Below are 17,599 nucleotides of genomic sequence, written 5' to 3' on the forward strand. Positions count from 1 at the left end.
ATGGATGAGCGGAATGCGGAGCTCGCCGTCAAAACCGATCGCGATGCGATGCCGAAGAAAAGCCGGCACGTGGATCTATCGGACCAAAAGCTCCCGAGCCTTCTCCTTCGGCTAGCCATTCCCACTGTTATCGGCTTGTCGATCACCGCGTTACAGCAGCTCCTCAATGCGATCTTTGTTGGGGCACTTGGCGCGCAGGCGATCGCAGCTGTCAGCATGACCATGCCGATCGTGGTCTTTCTCGCGGCGGCGGGAGAGGGGATCGGTGTCGGAGCCGCCTCCTTCATATCTCGTCATCTTGGTGCTGGTAAGGAAGTGGAGGCGAGTCGAGGTGCGAGTACCGCGCTTGCGCTCGCCGCTCCGATCGGTGTCATTATGACCACCCTCCTGCTTTTAGGCCTACGAAGCATCTTCGTCGCACTCGGGGCAACTCCAACCATCCTTCCCATCGCGCTTGATTATGCCACGATTCTCTTGCTGGCGTCTCCTGTAATGCTCCTAAACATCGTCAGCGGCTTCATCGCCAGGGCCGAAGGCAACACACGATTCAGCATGTGGTCCATGTTGAGCGCTTTCATATTGAACGCGTTCCTTGATCCCCTTTTCATCTTCCTACTGGACCTCGGTGTGCGAGGCGCAGCCCTAGCAACGCTGCTATCTCAGATCACCGCCATTAGCCTCTACATCGCGTACTTTGCCAAGCGGCGCGGGATCGTCCTCGTCAGGATATCTCAGGTCTCGTTGCGAGTAGATCGCATCAGGCAGCTCGCGTTCATTGGAGCTCCGGCAGCAATGACGAACATCTTATCCGCTCTTGCCGGCATGTTCCTGTACGGAGCTGCAGCTCAGTTCGGTGACGAGTTCATCGCGGCGGTGGGAATAGCTGTAAGAATCTTGACCATCGGCGCGCTGCCTATCAACGGCTTTTGTGTCGGCTCTCAAGCTGTCCTGGGGTTCGGTTGGGGCGCCCGCGATTTTACCCGTGTACTGAAGGTTGCGAAGTTCATGCTCTCTATCACGATTGCGCTTTCCTTTGCGTACTCCGCGACCGTTATGGTTTTTGTCCGGCCTTTGGTCAGGTTGTTCAGCGATAGCGATAAGGTCACGGATATTGCGGTCTCGACCTGCATCGTCTTTCACCTGTTTTTTGGATTTTACGGTGTTCAGAGTGTCGTGACGGCGATGCTTCAGTCGCTCGGGAGAGCGCGACTCAGCGCGGTCGTGTCTTTCGCGAGGCAGGGATATCTCTTCATACCGGCGGTACTGTTGCTCCCCGGCATCTCTGGCTTCAGCGGAGTGTTGGCCAGTCAAGCTATCGCGGAGCTAGGCGCCGGAACGATTGCGCTGTTCGTCATGTTGCGCCAGTTCGCTGAGCTCAGGCGAGGAGGACCGGCACATTCAGCCAGCGATTGAGAGGGCTCCTTGACTTGATTAGGCATCATCCGACGATTGATACACCCCTCGTGGGTGAAACAGCCAGCCGTCCTCTGTTCCGCGCTGGTTGCCAAAGTCGTTGTCATCCTCGGTGAGTACGAGGTTGGCTAGTTCTTTTGGGATGATTAAGCAAAGAGTTCACGTCGACTGCGCCTTGTTTGTGGCCACAAGGGTTGCGTTAACCTTGTCGATGCGGCCGTGCCATTTGTGCGGAAGTGTGAAGCCGCGCTGTAGGAGAAGTCCTCGCTGCTGCAGCTAGCGTGGGCGCTGTCGTAGCAGATGAATCCCAGAATATAAGCCAGGATAACGGGGATCCGTCTCCTCGCGTGATCCCATTCCTGCGACAAGGCTTTGACATGCTCGGCCTGATACTAGCCCATCTAGCTTTTGCGACATGGCGGAACGGGTGCAGGCGCCGGCGATTGGTCTTTGTTCGATTAACTCAGCTGGTGCTCGTAGGCGGCGACCTTTCCCTGATATTCCTCATACCCGCGCTCTTGCAACCACCGCTCTCATAACAAGCAAGCGACGGTTGCGTCTTGATCCTTGCAGCTGGTTGATAGCTCTTCTCTAGCTCGTCGGCGTAGGCAGCCCGTGCAAGTTTGGCATCCGTAAGCGTTTCAAATGCGGTCGCGACCGAACCATTCAGAAGGTGGCCAACTTCAGCTGCAGCCGATCAGCATTACTCTGCCTTTCGCGGGACTGATCAAAGTCGTCCTTCGGCACGCAGTCCCGAAGGCGGCCGCTGCTCAATGAGATGATATCTTCGGCGGGTACCTTCGCTTGTCGAGTGCGGACGATATCGCGGAAACGGAAACCTTTGAGGTCGCGTTTAACCAGCTGGAGAGTGATCGACCGCATCTTTTGCGTATCATGACGCCTGATGAGCGGTTGGCCGGACGTGCCTACGGTCAGAACCTGAAACCGCCCCTGTCGATATGATCCGCGTGCTGGAACGTCGCTGGCGGTTCACATATCCACAAGTGAACATTGAAACTGCGCGTCCGGCATTCGACCGCCAGGTCAGGGCGTTCGGCCAGCAGTCTACCTTGGACTTGTCGCAACTGCGGGTCGGTCTCGTCGGGTGCGAAGGGACGGGCTCTGCCGCTTTTAAGTTCTATAACGAAAGCCCCGTGAAGCGGATGACGAACATTTTAGTCTCCGATTAGTCTCAAGAGCCGCCGAATTCAGGCGGCTAGGGTTTAGGCGACATGGATACACAAATGACGTAAGCCGTTAGAACAACTTGTCCATTTGAGGCGACATGTTCGGTACGAGGAGAGATCCAAAGAGGCTACCGCGACGACGGGGACTGCCGCGCATGCGGAGGCGGAGGAGTAATCGAGCGCCGTGACGCCGAGAGCATCGATTCGAGAGACCGGGACGCGCCAGGGCGCTAAGAACTTCCGGCGGATCGCCCTCGAACGCCTCTCCGTTGCATTTCGCCTTTTTCTCCGCGACCGTGAAAGGTGCTGAAGGGGGCACATGCTAGATATGAATGGCGCCCCTGCAGTTCATGACCGGAGACGCTATCGAGAAACGTGAGCTGTGGGCGATCGGCGAGACATGTCATCGCCGTCACGGGCTCAATCCGTTGCAGCTCGCGAACGTGCATCGGGCTCTCACCGACGGGTATTGCGCTTGAAGTTGAGCGTCGAACGTAATCGCCTCTCCAGTGAGAGCGATATACATCTGGATCATGTAAACCCGGGAGTTCACATCTCGCAATAGTCTTCGCGCTTGAAGTCAAAGCGGAAGTGACATCGCTGGTAACTGCCATCCCGGCAGGACAAGTACTTGATTCACTGGAGCCGGCAGCGAACCGCTGCTCGCGCAGTGCACGTCATCGTCTGGTCGAATCCCGGTAACGATCATGCGCCTTGTAAGCTGCGAGGTCTCTCTCCTTGTCAAACTCATCCGCGACGTCGATGTCGTTGCTCCAAATTGTGCATTGAGGTCGCGCGCAACCGCGAGATTGACCAACAACTCAGCAACAACCCGTCCATACATTAATCAAGGCGAGCCTTGGCCGACAGGCGAATCATGGTAGCCGTAGAGGAGATCGCAAGTACGTGGCACAACCAACTTAAGATCGCGATCGGTGCAACACCGAGTTATTCGCTCTCTTCGGTCTGTACGAAAGATACCAGCTTCATTGCTAGTCGCGATCAGCGAAGAGTAAAGCTCCCAGTCGATTGTAACTATGCGCGAGCAGTCGATACCTAAAGGTTCGAGCGCTTAGCCAATGATCTTGGACAGGGCTGGATTTACCAGTCGGCAGCTTTTAGCTGTCCCACCCAGCGACCAAGTATGCGTAAGCTGAAGTCTATCGTGGGTGCAGAGCAGGTGCCTGCGGCTACCTGAAGTCGATTGTCCGAGACCTCTTCACCGGCAGTATGCACCATCGTGAAGCGCTTCACTCGTTTTCAAGTGTCTATGCTAGGCGCTGCCTTCCCGCAACAATCGCAGCATCGCCCATGAGAATGGGACGATCGAGAGCTCGCATGGCCATCTCAAGCGGACGATCGCTGATACGCTGCTGTTGCGCGGCACTGCCGACTTCGATGATCTCGCCGCCGGCCGCGGCTTCATCGACGAGATCGTCAGCCGCCGCAATATCCGCAACGCCAAGCGGATCGATCAAGAGCGCGCCACCCTGCAGGCATTGCCAGATCGCCGCACCTCGGACTACGAGGAGGTGGGTCCGGGTCACGTCCAGCGGCGGCTTTACCTTGCGCAAGGTGTTCTAGACCGTGCTGTCACGCCTGATCGGCCACCAGCTGCGGGTGCGGCTTTACGACGATCGTCTCGACGTGTTCGTCGGCGGCACCCATCTCGTCACCCTGCCGCGTGGGCGGCCGCATCCCAACGGCAAGCACGACCAGGTCGTCGATTATCGACACGTGATCCATTCCTCGCGGCGCAAGCCAATGGCGCTGCTCTATCTCGTCTACCGTGATCGGCTGTTCCCGCGCGATGCCTATCGCCGAACCTTCGATCGCTTGCGCGAACGGCTGCCGGACAAGAAAGCCTGCCGACTCATGGTCGATCTGCTTGCGCTGGCGCACGAGCGCGGCTGCGAGGCCGAACTTGCCGGTCAGCTCGCCGCCGACCTGGACGCCGGCGAACTGCCCCGACCTCGGACGGCTGCGCGCGCACTTCGCGCCCGATCCTGCCCGTGTGCCGCAGGTCGTGGTGCAGCTTGCCCCGCTCGCCAGCTATGAGTATCTCATCGGCGCCAGCCAGACCGGAGACGCCGCACGAACACGGACTCAATCTGTTGATCAACGAGCTGCGGCTGCCCGCCATCAAGGTGCTGTGGCCGCAATTCGCCGAGCAGTCTGACAAGGAAGGTTGGCCGGCGGCCCGCTTCCTCGCCACCATTGCCGAGCACGAGATCGCTGAACGCGGCCGCCGTCGCATCGAGCGCCACCTTGTCGACCCATGCTGCCAGCCGGAAAGTCCTTCGACAACTCGACTTCGAGTCCGTGCCGATGGTCTCCAAGGCGCAGGTCACCGCGCTCGCCGCCGACGACGGCTGGCTGGGCAAGGGCGCCAATTTGTTGCTGTTTGGACCTCCCGGTGGCGCAAAGAGCCATCTCGCAAGTGCCCTCGGCCTCGCTCTGATCGAGAATGGATGGCGTGTTCTCTTCACCAGAACCACCGATCTCGTGCAGAAGCTCCAGGCCGCGCGGCGCGAGCTCAACCTCGAGGCCGCCATTTACCGCGCCTTGATCGCTTCGATCTCCTGATCCTCGATGACCTGCCCTACGTCACCAAGGACCAGGCCGAGACCAGCGTGCTGTTCGAGCTCATCAGCGCACGCTACGAGCGGCGCTCGATCCTGATCGCGCCCAATCCGCCCTTCGGCGAATGGGTTAGGTCTTCCCGGACCCCGCTATGACGCTCGCCGCCATCGATCGCCTCGTTCACCGCGCCACCATCGTCGATATGAACGGCGAGAGTTATCGCAGGCGGACCACCCTCGAACGAAAACGCGGACCTGGACGCCCGCCGTCAAACGCGACACCAAAACAATCGCTGATTCACGCTCCGCGACAATCAGAGCCAACAAACTATCGCGCTGCGACAATCAACGCGGCAATCATCCACCTCACCGCGACACCGACTCGCCATCCTGCTTCCCACCCAGATTATCGCGCTATACGTCGGCGTGAACTAGGTCGAGCGCTGTACAGATGCGGTTGCGACATCGTACGAAACGTACGGATCTGAGGTAACAACAACACGACTGCAGAGCGGCCGTCTGGGTTTGTCCGTTACGTACAGAGTTTCTGCGCCAATAGCGGACGCAATCTGTCAACGTAAGTGGGCGAGCGGCGGAATAATCCGCACCGCGACGTTCACTGGTTCAAGCTACTGGTTGACGTTCGACGATGGCCCTGCAGGTCGAGAATGATTGGGGGCTGGGGCGCAGGTGGTCGGTTCTTCCGCAGCCGGCACCTTACAGGCCAGACAATTTGGAGGACTTTTATGAAAATGGTGAAGAGCCTTTTGCTCGGTTCGGCGGCGGGATTGATTGCTGCAGGCGGAGCGCAGGCGGCCGATCTGCCCGTTAAGGCCAAAGCGATCGAATACGTGAAGATCTGCTCGCTGTATGGAGCTGGATTCTACTATATCCCGGGCACCGACACATGCATCAAGCTGGGTGGTTATCTGCGCGCCGACACTGTGCTGGCCACAAGCTCTGACTTTAGCGGCGCCCTCGGTGGTGTAGCTGGTGCCCGCAACCGATTGAGCAATTACTACACGACCCGGACCCGCCAAGATTTGCAAATCGATACGCGCACCGCGACCGAATACGGCGTCGTCCGGACATTCGCCGAGCTCGCGTTCACTTGGACCGCTGGTACCTATAGCGGTGCTGGAACGACCGCCGTAAATGGCTCCACGGCTTACACGTCGTCGGTCGGTTCTGCGGTCGCTGGTGGATCGCTGGGTATGTACTACGCTTTCATCCAGTTCGCCGGCTTCACATTTGGTAAAGCGGAGTCGCAGTTTAGAACCCCCTGGGCAGAATATCCCGCAAACAATCTTGAGTTGCCAGGAAGTGGCGGATGGGATCCTGTGAATCAGATCACTTACACCGCTGATTTCGGTCAGGGCATCACGGCTTCTATCTCCGCCCAAGATCAGGTCGCAAACTATACGACCAACATCTGGAACGTGAGCGGTGCGACGGCAGCGGGTATTTCGACCGGTTCTTATGGAGCCAACGATATCGGCGGTTCGCGAGCGCCAGACTTCGTGGCGAAGGTCCGTGTTGACCAGGCGTGGGGTCTCTTCCAGGCGTCGTTTGCCGCGCACCTCAATCATGCGGCCTATTATGGCGCTTCCGAAGTCACCGACCATCCGGGGGACAAGTGGGGCTGGGCTGGACAGTTGGCCTTGTCGATCAAAAACATCCCGACCGGCGCAGGCGACACGATCAATTTGACCGGCGTATATACGAACGGCGCGAGTGCATACAACTTCCACGACTTTCTGCCTTCAACCTTCGCGATGTACGGTGGTACCGGCCTTGCTGGTGCATACCAAAGTCTCGGGTTTAGTGGCGTGTCAGACTCTGTGTTCGTCACGGGCGCTGGACAGGAGCTGACCACAACCTACGGATTCAACGGCGGCTATACCCACAATTGGGATCCATACTGGAACACATCGATCTTCGGCGCTTGGGCCGCTGTCCGGTACAATAACACGGCCAAAGGCTACATCTGCGGCGCGGTCGTCGCAACTGTCGCTCTCTCGACTGGTCTCGCCGGCTGCAATCCCGACTTTAACTACGCGGCCGTCGGCACGAAGACGTCCTGGACTCCGGTCAGAAACCTGACCTTCACCGGTGAACTCGCTTATGTGATGCTCGATCAAAAATATGCAAGCGGAAGCACTGCGGCTCTCCCGCTGCAATCGGGGATCGCAAAGCCTGCTGCTGCCTACGAGCTGAAGGACCAGAACAGCCTCGTGCTGCTGCTCCGCGCTCAGCGCAACTTCTAAAGTCCATTCAACCTAGCGAAGGAGAAAACGCGACTTCATAGATGTAAATCTAACCTCCAAGAAAGGCCTCCGGCATGCCCGCCGGAGGCCCTTTTGATTTCGGAGTAAATCCCGTTGTTCGGACGCGAACCACGGCTACGGCGTAAGCCTCCGGTGATGCTTTCAATTACCCACAAATTCTCCTCCGACCATGGCGCCCAGCGCGATGTCGGTGAGGCGTGACAGCCCGCGCCACATGACGGTATTGCCGGGCGGCGGATCGCTGGCGCGGGCGAGATAGCCGCCGAGCCGGGCGATCTTGATCAGATAGTGCGAGAGCGTTTTCTGTCTTGCTTTTGGTTTGTCGTTGACGAGGCGATCGAGCACGCCGATTTCAGTCGCAGTCAACGCGAGGGTTGGCGGCGCGTCTGGGGCGGAACGGTTGAGCATCGTCATCCAGAAGACCCGCCAACTCAGGATGCAGAAGAGCGAGATCAGATTGGTCAGACGCTGGGCGGTCCTAAGCTTCGACTCCTCAGCTTTGCAGCCCGATTTGAGGATCTTGTGGAACACCTCGATCTTCCATCTCAAACCATACCATTCGAGCTTCTCAATGACGTCGGTGCGGGAACCAACAGGCAGGTCGGTGATCAGCTTCCAATCGATCTTCTTTCTGTTTTTCGGCGTCCCGCGCTCTTCGGCATGGATCACTGTCAGGGTCAGAGCGGGATAGCGCTTCTGCTTTCCGATCGGCGGCAGGACGCGAATCTTGCGATACCTGATCTCAAGAACGGCCTGGTCGGGATCGCCGTTGCTGTCTCTGACTTCGATGCGATGGAGCCCTTTGACGGCGACCTCGCCCATTTCGTCGGCGATCGTGTGATCCCCGTCTCCAGCCAAGCGGTCGACGCAGGTCCTGATCAGGAAATGAGTGCCGATCTCCTGTGCTGCGCAGAAAAGCTCGTAGATGTCACTCTCGCGATCACCAACATGGATGCATCGTCCCGGATGATCCAAGAGTTGCGTAGACTGCTTGAGATTTTCCAACCACCGGACGCTTTCCTTTTTCTCGATGGGAATCCGGGTCGGATTGATCTTCTTTTTAAGCGCTGCCGTCCCCTTGAATTTCTTCCGAGTCCAGAACTTAACGGCCGCCAACCCCAGCGGCACCCCCTCGATTGTAACCGCGAGGCTCGAATGCATCAGGATGCCGCAAACCGTGTGCGATCTGAGGCGACCCGCCTTATCCCGTCCACTGTTTATGCTCTTGGTGATGCCGATCGCTTCTGACTTCTCACGTTGATAGCTGAACTCGGTTGTATCGTGCAGCACAAGAACAAGACCGTCAGTGGCGGCGGCACGATCACGTGTCGATTGGAAATGGCCGGCCAGAATGTCCGCTTCGCTGACCCGGTCATTAGAGAAGAAGCGGTAGGCTGCCTTGGTATTCGCCCAATCCTGGCAGACGAGCGGAATGCTTTGTCCCATGGCGCTTCCAATCTGCGTGAGCAGTTTGCGGAATCTGTCGCCGAGCCGCGCGTCCCTAAACTCGCATCCACTACTCTCTCGATCAATCCAACACTCACCTTCCAAGGACCGCAAACAGCCTTTCGCCGATCGATCCCTTAATGTCAGCCCCATAGAGCACCCCTCGCGAATCAGGTGCTCAGAAAGGAATCACAAGTGATTCTTTCGATTCAAGATTTCGCCGATCAGCGGATCAGCTCGAGTGGTCAAAGTTATGGGTAATTGAAAGCCTCACCGGAGGTTACGCTACGGCGGCCGCTGCTCGAATGAAGAACGCACGCTATTAATTGTGTCTCGCCGTGGAAGAAGGCCACCACGTTAGGTGAGGGCGGCATCCAATCGACGCGCTGACCCAATTCTAGTGCGGGTCCGATTATTCCGCGCCGATTGGTTTGGCTTGGTGAGAATGGATTGTTGCAACGCCATGCAGTTGCGTCCGAGGGGTTATCCGCCCTTACATCGTCAGTTGGCAATGTAAGGCGATCGTCGGCAGGGCCGGCGCCTCATCGCTTCATCGTTGGAAAGCCCGTGGGCGAAACAGGCGCCGAGACTGGCGCGACGAATTTTGGCAACTGCTTCCGACGGCGTTTCCGTGAGCGCGGCTACCGAGTCGCTTATCAGTCGAACACGAGGGCGATCGCCCGTCAAATTTACTGCGTCTTGAACGATCGGAATAAATATCACACGAATTGGGTCAATCGAAGAACAAGAAATCTCGAGTGCTAGTGAAGCTAGTCGAAATGTGAAATTGTAGATCCGCTTACAGCATACGCGCCGGATATCAGTTTGTAACAACTGCATGCCTTTTGCTCCAGGCCGCGACGCTCTCCAATTTGTAGCACGCCTCGTGTTTTACGAATTAGATGTTCTTCTTCAAAGCGGTTTAGCGTCTCGGTTACTCCAGCGCGACGCAGGCCTAAGACGGACGAGAGATATTCATGGGTGACTGGAAGCACATTAGCGTGCACAGCATCGCTCGCCAAACAGATCCAGGATGCAAGCCGCTTTTCGCGATCATGTCGAACGCCGCATAGCCCTGTCTGAGCGCTATGCAGGCTCAGCGCTTGAACGTACCGAAGTAGGTGTTCTCGGATTTCAGGGCGCTTGTCCATCAAGCGATACAAATCCTCGACGTGGATCCTGTGCGCGCTTCCCGGAAACAGTACAACCGTTTGATAAGTCGAAACGTGTCCCCCGAATAACACGGTAGCTCCGACCGCCCCCCGACTACCTATTGTAGCCGTCTCAAGGATGGATCCCGCCGCAACAATCCTCAACGACACGAGACCAGATTCTACGAAATAGACGTGATCAAGATGCCTTTTAGGTTCTTGCAGAAGCATACGCTCCCTCAGTACGACCGGCTCCAAGAACTCTCCTATGGCCGCGAGGTCTTGCAACGAAAGCGCTGCCAGGATCGTGTTCTTGACAAAAAACCGCGTATTCGAACGCAGGGCATTGAAGTGATGGTTCGTGACCTGCGTGCCGCCAGCCCGCACAAAGGTGGAAGCTCCGGAGATGTCAAACATATCCAAGCCGCCGGATACGTCGCTGGTCATAATGCCCCCGTCTCCTGGTGGTCACCCCGCCGACTTTCACGAACTATTGAAGACGAATCATAACGACGCATTCGTCCTGATTAGTGCGAAAGTAGGTCTTTCGGCGACTAAATCCCGCGCCCTGATGCGCCGTTTCGGCGGCTTTCTGCAGATGCAGACCGCGAAGACCTGCTCCCTTACAAGTCCACGCCTCGGCGGCTATGCCGTCCGCCAGCGCATCCGCAAGCGGATCGAGGAGGCTTTCGGCTGGATCAAGACGGTCGCCGGGCAAGAGAAAACCAGCTTCCGTGGCCGTGATCGCGTCGCATGCGCCTTTACCTTCGCTGCCACCGCCTACAATCTGGTGCGGCTGCCCAAGCTGGTCGCGGAGACCGGTTGATGGCCAAGGTGCCCGGCTTCGCCAATGCCTTTGCCGGCCGCTGCGCATCGTCGTGATGGACGTCTGGGGCAGCGACTTCCTCGATCTTGTCGAAGAGGCGCATCTCACCTTCGACGGCAAGTCCGATGGCGAAATTGCCTTTGGGCCTCTCGAGGGCTTCCTCGACCTCCGCTACGGCACCCGTGAGGGATCGGCCTGCGCCGAGTTCTCGTGGGAAGGGCACGACGAGAATCATCCGTCTCGTGGTCGCGGATGGGCTATGATCGGCACTGCGGGCAGGCTCGTCGGCCACTTCTACATCCACAATGGCGACGACTCAGACTTCGTTTGCGAACGCGGATGAGTTCTTCAACAGCCTGCTAGGCCTGCTTGCGGAACCCTTAGCATCGACACGACATCCAGGGCTCGGGCGGGGCGACGCCCATTACGGCCATGGTGTTGAGGCGCTGCGGCCAAAGATGTGTGCACGAATCCGGCACGCCCGGATGCTCCGGATTTTCGGCGTTGGCGATAAAATGCGCGAAATCCGCGTCGGAAAACAGCCGCTGCGGCGATCCCGAAGGGCCCGCAAGATCGGACACCGATTAGATTGGCGAGGTCGGCCGCCGACTTCGGCGGAGGAAAGAGAATAGATACGTCATTGGGCGCAAGCGGCCTTGACGCGGCTTACGCCGGAGCCGTTCCTACCTCCCAAGCTGCGACGAACATCAACCCCGCCGCTAACAAGCTTGCGAGCCGTCGCGGAAACAGAGATCCGTTGATTTGACCCCTCGCGATCATTGGAAAATCCCCCTGTAAGAGCAAAAATTTAAACATCAGCTGTCGAACAACTACATCTCGCCGCTACGCGCCTCGCCAAGGCAAAGCGGGCGACCGGATCAACCCTTCATTCCTCACCGTAGAATTGGCTTTGCAAGGTCTTGAGTTTCGTCGGATGCAACGCCTCATCGATACAGCCGAGGAACATCTCACTGCGTGCATTGACCCGCGCGTGATCGGCTGGATGCGTCATATCCGTTTGCAACGTGCGCACCGTTGTCCAGTCGTTCGCACGATCCTTGAGCAATTCGAACAGCGTTCGGCGGTTGTCCGGGGGAGATAACCGGCCGTCCTTATACCGGTGCAGTCGGAAGTGAGCGAAAGTAACCTTAGCCGAGATCTTCGCATCAAAATAGCGCGTCGGGTAGCGTTAGCAGATCAAGTCCTTGCAGCTCGCGTAGCTGCACCATCTGATCCTGCGCTTCCTGATACTGCTCACGGCCGACCAATTGATACACTCCTCTCGGGCGAAACAGCCAGCCGTCGTCCGTTCCGGGCTGGTTGCCAAAGTCGTTGTCATCATAAGCGAGCACGAAATTGGCCAGTTCCTTGGGATGATTCAGCAAAGAGTTCACGTCGACCGCTGGCTTGTTTGCGGCCAGGAGCCTTGAGTTGTTCTTGTCAATGCGATCGCGCCATTTCTGCGGAAGTTGAGAAACCGCGCTGTAAGAAAAGTTCTCGCTGCTGCGGGTAAAGTCGGCGCTGTCGTAAGAGACGGATCCTAGAATATAGGCAAGGATACGGGGATCCGTTTCCTCGACGCGATCCCATTCCTGCAACAAGGCTTTGACCTGCTCGGCCTGATAGTAGGCCATATAGCGCTTGCGATATGGCGGAACGGGTGGAGGGGCCGGCGAATGATCTTTGCGCGATTCACTCAGCTGGTGCTCGCAGGCGGCGACTTTTTCCTGATATTCCTCATAACCGCGCTGTTGCAACCAGTTGCTCTCATAACAAGCAAGTAATGGCTGCGGCTTGATCTTTGGAGTTGGTTGATATTCCTTCGCTAGCTCGTCGGCGTAGGCAGCGCTAAGCTCGGACGCTGCCACTGCTCCCGCCGCCGCAACGACAATGCCACTAATCGCGGGCCCAACGCTTCGCGCGATATGGGCACCTGCTGGCTCACCGGGGATTGCCAAGCGGGGCCCATGAGGGCCATGCCGCTGCCGGCAATAAAGCAGAATGCTAGCAAAAGGTTGGGCGTCGTGAGGCCGGACGAGTCAAAAGCGGTCAGCGCGGTTGCTCCGGAGAGCTCAATCGAGAGCGCAATTAGCCCCACGACAAGACGGTAACGCATGTCAGCAATTGCGCCGGCAGGCATCGCAATCAGCATGATAGCAAGCAGGATCGCCGTCTGCACAAGCGCACCTTGGTCCGCAGAGGTCAATCTGGGTCATCGCCCAGGCTGGGCCGACTCCTTTGATCAGGATGCCAAGATTGCTTAGCAAACTCGCAAGCCAAATGCGGCGGAAAATTGGATAACGCAGCGGCGAGGTGATGCCGTCGGTGCCGGACGGCACGAGCTTGGAGGGGTGCGCGTCATCTCGGTTTCTTACCCACCTCCGACACTTTTTTGCGATCCCGCATCAGTGATGCAGTGAGGCCGCCCAAAAATTATTGACTGCCCTATCAATATCCTTCGAATTGCATTACCATTTGCAGTACCTCATGAACCCCAGCGCCCGGAGCGACGAATAACTCGCAACTGCCGCGGCCCCGACAGTTTGCCTCTCGCCGTGACAGACTGAGCGCCAAGCGCTCCTCGCCGTGCCAGCTTTGACCATCGCGCAGCGCTATTGCACGAGGGGGCACGCAATATTCATGAGCTTCGCACGTCGACCAGAGAAGATGTATCTTCGGTTCGCCGATGAGGAATATAGAGTACAGGAGTGTCGATTCCGATTAGCTGCGTTTTACGCAAGTAAGCGGCGAAAAGGCGCGGGCGCATGCACAGTGAGGAGAAGTAGTAGCACAGGTCCCCTGACGCGGCTCGATTGTAGCACAAAAGTGCGGGCCTTACGCGGGTCCTTACGGCCTCGTTTGCTGTTCTTCCATAGAAGAACCGCGCCGTAATTGCGCGGGCTCATCCATGCCATCGGCACAGAGAAAAAATCGGCGCAAGAGGTAACAAGATCGATTAAAAATTAACTGAGGATTTGCAGTCGATTTTATGCGCCAGGCGAACTCAAGTGCTGATCAGAACAGGATGTCAGGTTGACAACAACCTCGCTGCTGATGCGGATCACTGATGTATTTCTGGACCTTCCAGCTGGAGGCGCGCGCGTGAAAACACGCTTAGTCGTTGGGCGGAGGTTCGATGGGAACGGCGAAGCCCGCTTTCACGCGATCCATTATGACCATTGTTTTGAAGCCCTTGATGTCAGGGTTTTCATAGAAGAATCGTCGGGTAAACTGCTCATAATCCTCCATCGTACGCGCAGTGATGTAGAGGACGAAATCAGCATCGCCGGTGACGTAAAATCCATTGACGACCTCATCTGACGTTTTGATGGCTTTCTTGAACCTGTCGATGATATCTGAACGTTCCCGTTCCAGGTTCACCAGCACTAGCATCTGTATAGGTCTTCCCACCGCCCTCGCCGAGACGATGGAAACGTCGGCCTCAATGACTCCTTCCGAACGGAGTCTCTTCAGTCGGCGCTGACAGGCAGTTGGGGAAAGCCCCGCCATCTCGCCGATGACCTCGGAAGTCAGACGGTTGTTCTTCTGCACGATCTCTAGGATCCGGGCGTCAATTCGATCGTAACTCATAAATGTCTCCAGTCTCAGCCGCATTACCTCGCAAACTACCGGCGCGTTGCAGGAAATCCTCCGAACGGAAGGAAAATGCGACGCAAATCTGTTTGCGACATCAATATCCTGAATGCCACGGCAATTTCAACAAATCACGCACGGTTTAGATGACTCATCAGGCTTTCCGGCACAAAAATCCTCATCTGCCCGGTCTTGCTATCCGACACCTCGAGAATTTCCGTCGTCGCGACTTTGTGGCGGGGCGTGCGCTGATCGACGGTCAATGGATTGCGGGTGAGCAAAGAGGGATTGTGGTCGATCCCGCTACCGGGGAAGAGATCGCGGAGGTTGCCTCTTGCTCTGGCGCAGACATGAATCTGGCAATAGCGGCGGCTGAACGGTCGTTTGCTTCTTGGCGCGATTTATTGCCGGTGCGGCGTGGAGAGGTGCTCAGGTCTTGGGCCTCATTGATGCTCGACCATTCGGAAGAGCTCGCAATCCTGGTCACGAGCGAGCAGGGCAAACCACTGGCTGAGGCGCGCCATGAAATTGCGTACGGTGCTGGATTTCTCGAATGGTTCGCTGCGGAAGGAGAGCGCGCGTACGGTGAGACAATCCCTAGCCACAAGCTCGGTAGTCTACTTCACGTCAGGATGCAGCCGATCGGGGTCGCGGCGGCCATTACTCCGTGGAATTTTCCTATCGCAATGATCACTCGAAAGGCGGGGGCTGCTCTTGCGGCCGGTTGTCCGATTATCGTGAAGCCTGCTCCGGAGACGCCGCTCTCGGCCCTCGCCCTGGCTAGACTGGCCGAAGAAGCTGGGATTCCGCGCGGTGTACTTCAAGTGCTCGTTGGTGAGCCTGTCGAACTGTCGACCTCGCTGTTGCGCGATGCAAGAATACGTGCGCTATCGTTCACCGGCTCTACGGAAGTCGGGCGTTTGCTCCTGGAGGGGGCGGCGGAAACAGTCAAGAGGGTGTCGCTCGAGCTGGGCGGGCATGCCCCCTTCATTATCTTCGATGATGTGGATCTCGAAAAGGCTGTGAAGGGTGCGATGGCCGCAAAATTCGCAACCTCCGGTCAGGACTGTCTCGCCGCAAACCGAATCTACGTACAAAAGAACATCTACGGTGCTTTCGTCGAGGCATTTGCTGGGGCAATCGCCCAATTGAAGGTCGGTCACGGCCTAGTATCTGCGACTGACATCGGGCCGATGACCAAGTTGTCGGTCGCCAACAAATGTCTGTCCCAAATCGACGATGCCGTGAAAAAGGGCGCGCGAGTATTCTCGTCCAATCAGGGGGCTGGTTTGGGTCCAAACTTCGTTTCTCCGACACTCTTGAGTGACGTCACGGAAGACATGCTGATTGCGCGGGACGAGACATTTGGGCCAGTGGCTGCCGTGCTCCCGTTTGAGTCTGAAGAAGAAGTCATAGGCCGAGCCAATGCTAACGAGATGGGGCTAGCCGGGTACGTCTACACGGACAGCTTACGCCGGGCGCTCCGACTTTCCGAGCAAATCGAGTGCGGGATGCTCGGTGTCAATACGGCATCATTCACTGGACCGCCGATACCGTTCGGTGGGTGGAAGCAATCCGGTCTTGGTCGTGAGGGTTCGAGACACGGCTTAGGCGAATACATGGAATTCAAGTACGTCTGCTTCGGCGATCTAGCGAATTAGGAGAACTGGCATGACCGATATCAAGAGTATCTCTGAACGAGATCGCTCCAGTGTTCTGCATCCCTTTACTCAGCTCAAGGATTTCGCGACAGGCAAACTCGGCGATCCCACCATCGTCACGGATGGCAAGGGTGTCAGTATCAAAGATGCAGAAGGACGCAGTTATATTGACGGGTTTGCTGGTCTCTATTGTGTAAATGTCGGCTACGGCCGCACCGAGGTCGCCGAGGCTATCGCGCGCCAAGCATACCAGCTGGCTTACTATCATAGTTATGCTGCCCATACGACCGAAGAGCTAGCAACTCTGTCGGATCGTCTCGTGCGCATGGCGCCGGGTGCGCCGAGCAAGGTCTTTTACGGTCTGTCTGGATCTGACGCCAACGAGACACAAGCAAAGCTCGTCTGGTACTACAATAATCTGCGTCGTCAGCCCAGAAGAAAGAAGATCATCTCGCGCGAGCGGGGTTATCATGGCTGCTCGGTGATTTCCGGCTCGATGACCGGAATGTCCTTCTATCACGACCACATGGATCTACCTTTTCCGGGCATTCTGCACACCGGCAGCCCTCATCACTACTGGGGAGCTGAGCCGGGTGAAACGGAGGAGTCTTTCTCTCGCCGACGTGCAGCCGAACTGGAGGAGCTGATCCTGCGCGAGGGCCCAGAAACGATCGGGGCCTTCATCGCTGAGCCCGTGCTGGGTACGGGGGGCATCACGCCGCCGCCGACCGGGTACTGGCGCGAAATCCAAACAGTTCTCAGGCGATACGACGTACTTCTGATCGCCGATGAGGTGATCTGTGGATTCGGTCGAACGGGCGCAGACTTCGGCAGCATCCTCTACGGGATGGAACCAGATTTAGTGACTGTCGCCAAAGGTCTGACATCAGGTTATATGCCGCTCTCGGCCGCCATTGTCGGTAAGCGGGTTTACAGCGTCATGGAGGAGGCCGCCGATCGAGTCGGTGCGTTCTCCCACGGGTATACCTACTCCGGGCACCCAATTGCGGCTGCTGCGGCCAACGCAGTACTCGATATCTTCGAAAAGGAGGAGCTAACCAAGCGCGCAAGGACCGTTGGTTTGCACTTCCAGAAGAGGCTGAAGGAACGATTTGCTCAGCTCGAGATCGTTGGGGAAGTGCGAGGTGTGGGCTTGCTCGGTGCGATCGAGTTCGTTGCAGATCGCCAAACGAAACGGCGATTTGATCCGCAGCTGAAGGTGGGTGCCCGCATATCGAAGGCGGCCCGTGATAGAGGCCTTATTGCGCGAGCAATGCCGCATGGAGATATTCTCGGTTTTGCTCCCCCTCTCATTGTATCCGAGTCTGAGATAGATGAGATGATTGATCTGGCGCATCGAGCCACGAAGCAAGTGATGGACGAGCTCGCGAAGGAATCGCAATCCACTTGAAGAAAGATCCTGGTCTGCCGTTGGTAATCCGAACAGGACG

General features: G+C 57.3%; 11 protein-coding genes and 5 pseudogenes. 8 read left to right on the forward strand and 8 right to left on the reverse strand.

Annotated features, from left to right (window positions below):
• On the forward strand, positions 1–1,413 hold the full coding sequence (locus MTX21_RS33870; RefSeq protein WP_280968872.1) for an MATE family efflux transporter: 1,413 nt from the start codon (positions 1–3) through the stop codon (positions 1,411–1,413).
• Positions 1,414–2,079: 666 nt separating this feature from the next.
• Here the strand turns inward: MTX21_RS33870 and MTX21_RS33875 are convergent.
• Positions 2,080–2,295, reverse strand: a complete 216-nt coding sequence (locus MTX21_RS33875; RefSeq protein WP_280968873.1) for a hypothetical protein — start codon at positions 2,293–2,295, stop codon at positions 2,080–2,082.
• Between the two features lie 535 nt (positions 2,296–2,830).
• Positions 2,831–3,214, reverse strand: a complete 384-nt coding sequence (locus MTX21_RS40160) for a hypothetical protein (RefSeq protein WP_348637461.1) — start codon at positions 3,212–3,214, stop codon at positions 2,831–2,833.
• A gap of 669 nt (positions 3,215–3,883) precedes the next feature.
• Here MTX21_RS40160 and MTX21_RS33885 point away from each other — a divergent pair.
• From MTX21_RS33885 to MTX21_RS33895, 3 genes and pseudogenes are all read left to right on the forward strand, one after another.
• Positions 3,884–4,779 (forward strand): annotated as a pseudogene (locus tag MTX21_RS33885) (IS21 family transposase); the annotation flags it as partial.
• A pseudogene (gene istB / locus MTX21_RS33890) lies at positions 4,715–5,463 on the forward strand (IS21-like element helper ATPase IstB); the annotation flags it as partial. The pseudogenes MTX21_RS33885 and istB, both read left to right, overlap by 65 nt.
• A 465-nt stretch (positions 5,464–5,928) precedes the next feature.
• Complete coding sequence (locus MTX21_RS33895; RefSeq protein ID WP_280968874.1) at positions 5,929–7,449, forward strand: porin; 1,521 nt, start codon at positions 5,929–5,931, stop codon at positions 7,447–7,449.
• A gap of 162 nt (positions 7,450–7,611) precedes the next feature.
• On the opposite strand, the gene MTX21_RS33900 is transcribed toward MTX21_RS33895, so the two are convergent.
• Positions 7,612–9,069, reverse strand: a complete 1,458-nt coding sequence (locus MTX21_RS33900; RefSeq protein WP_280971328.1) for an IS4 family transposase — start codon at positions 9,067–9,069, stop codon at positions 7,612–7,614.
• Between the two features lie 617 nt (positions 9,070–9,686).
• A complete protein-coding gene (locus MTX21_RS33905) occupies positions 9,687–10,514 on the reverse strand; it encodes a Crp/Fnr family transcriptional regulator (protein WP_280968876.1) in 828 nt (275 codons plus the stop codon).
• 196 nt (positions 10,515–10,710) lie between these two features.
• Between MTX21_RS33905 and MTX21_RS33910 the strand changes: the two are divergent.
• Together MTX21_RS33910 and MTX21_RS33915 are read left to right on the forward strand one after the other, a co-directional pair.
• Positions 10,711–10,893: pseudogene (locus MTX21_RS33910) on the forward strand (transposase); the annotation flags it as partial.
• Positions 10,893–11,236, forward strand: a pseudogene (locus tag MTX21_RS33915) (hypothetical protein). The pseudogenes MTX21_RS33910 and MTX21_RS33915, both read left to right, overlap by 1 nt.
• 543 nt (positions 11,237–11,779) lie before the next feature.
• On the opposite strand, the gene MTX21_RS33920 reads toward MTX21_RS33915, so the two are convergent.
• From MTX21_RS33920 to MTX21_RS33935, 4 genes and pseudogenes are all read right to left on the reverse strand, one after another.
• The gene (locus tag MTX21_RS33920) at positions 11,780–11,959 is read right to left on the reverse strand and encodes a hypothetical protein (RefSeq protein ID WP_280968877.1); all 180 of its coding nucleotides are present in this window, start codon (positions 11,957–11,959) and stop codon (positions 11,780–11,782) included.
• 100 nt (positions 11,960–12,059) lie between these two features.
• Positions 12,060–12,761 (reverse strand): hypothetical protein, encoded by a 702-nt coding sequence (locus MTX21_RS33925; RefSeq protein ID WP_280971197.1) that lies wholly within the window; start codon positions 12,759–12,761, stop codon positions 12,060–12,062.
• Positions 12,753–13,232 (reverse strand): annotated as a pseudogene (locus MTX21_RS33930) (MFS transporter); the annotation flags it as partial. The gene MTX21_RS33925 and the pseudogene MTX21_RS33930, both read right to left, overlap by 9 nt.
• Before the next feature lie 775 nt (positions 13,233–14,007).
• Positions 14,008–14,484: an Lrp/AsnC family transcriptional regulator gene (locus tag MTX21_RS33935; RefSeq protein ID WP_280968878.1), complete on the reverse strand. Its 477-nt coding sequence runs from the start codon at positions 14,482–14,484 to the stop codon at positions 14,008–14,010.
• Between the two features lie 149 nt (positions 14,485–14,633).
• On the opposite strand from MTX21_RS33935, the gene MTX21_RS33940 reads away from it, so the two are divergent.
• Both MTX21_RS33940 and MTX21_RS33945 read left to right on the forward strand, forming a co-directional pair.
• Positions 14,634–16,148 (forward strand): NAD-dependent succinate-semialdehyde dehydrogenase, encoded by a 1,515-nt coding sequence (locus tag MTX21_RS33940; protein WP_280968879.1) that lies wholly within the window; start codon positions 14,634–14,636, stop codon positions 16,146–16,148.
• A gap of 10 nt (positions 16,149–16,158) precedes the next feature.
• On the forward strand, positions 16,159–17,559 hold the full coding sequence (locus tag MTX21_RS33945) for an aminotransferase (RefSeq protein WP_280968880.1): 1,401 nt from the start codon (positions 16,159–16,161) through the stop codon (positions 17,557–17,559).
• Positions 17,560–17,599 lie beyond the last annotated feature (40 nt).

The sequence above is a fragment of the Bradyrhizobium sp. ISRA430 genome (genome assembly GCF_029909975.1).
Lineage (GTDB): Bacteria > Pseudomonadota > Alphaproteobacteria > Rhizobiales > Xanthobacteraceae > Bradyrhizobium.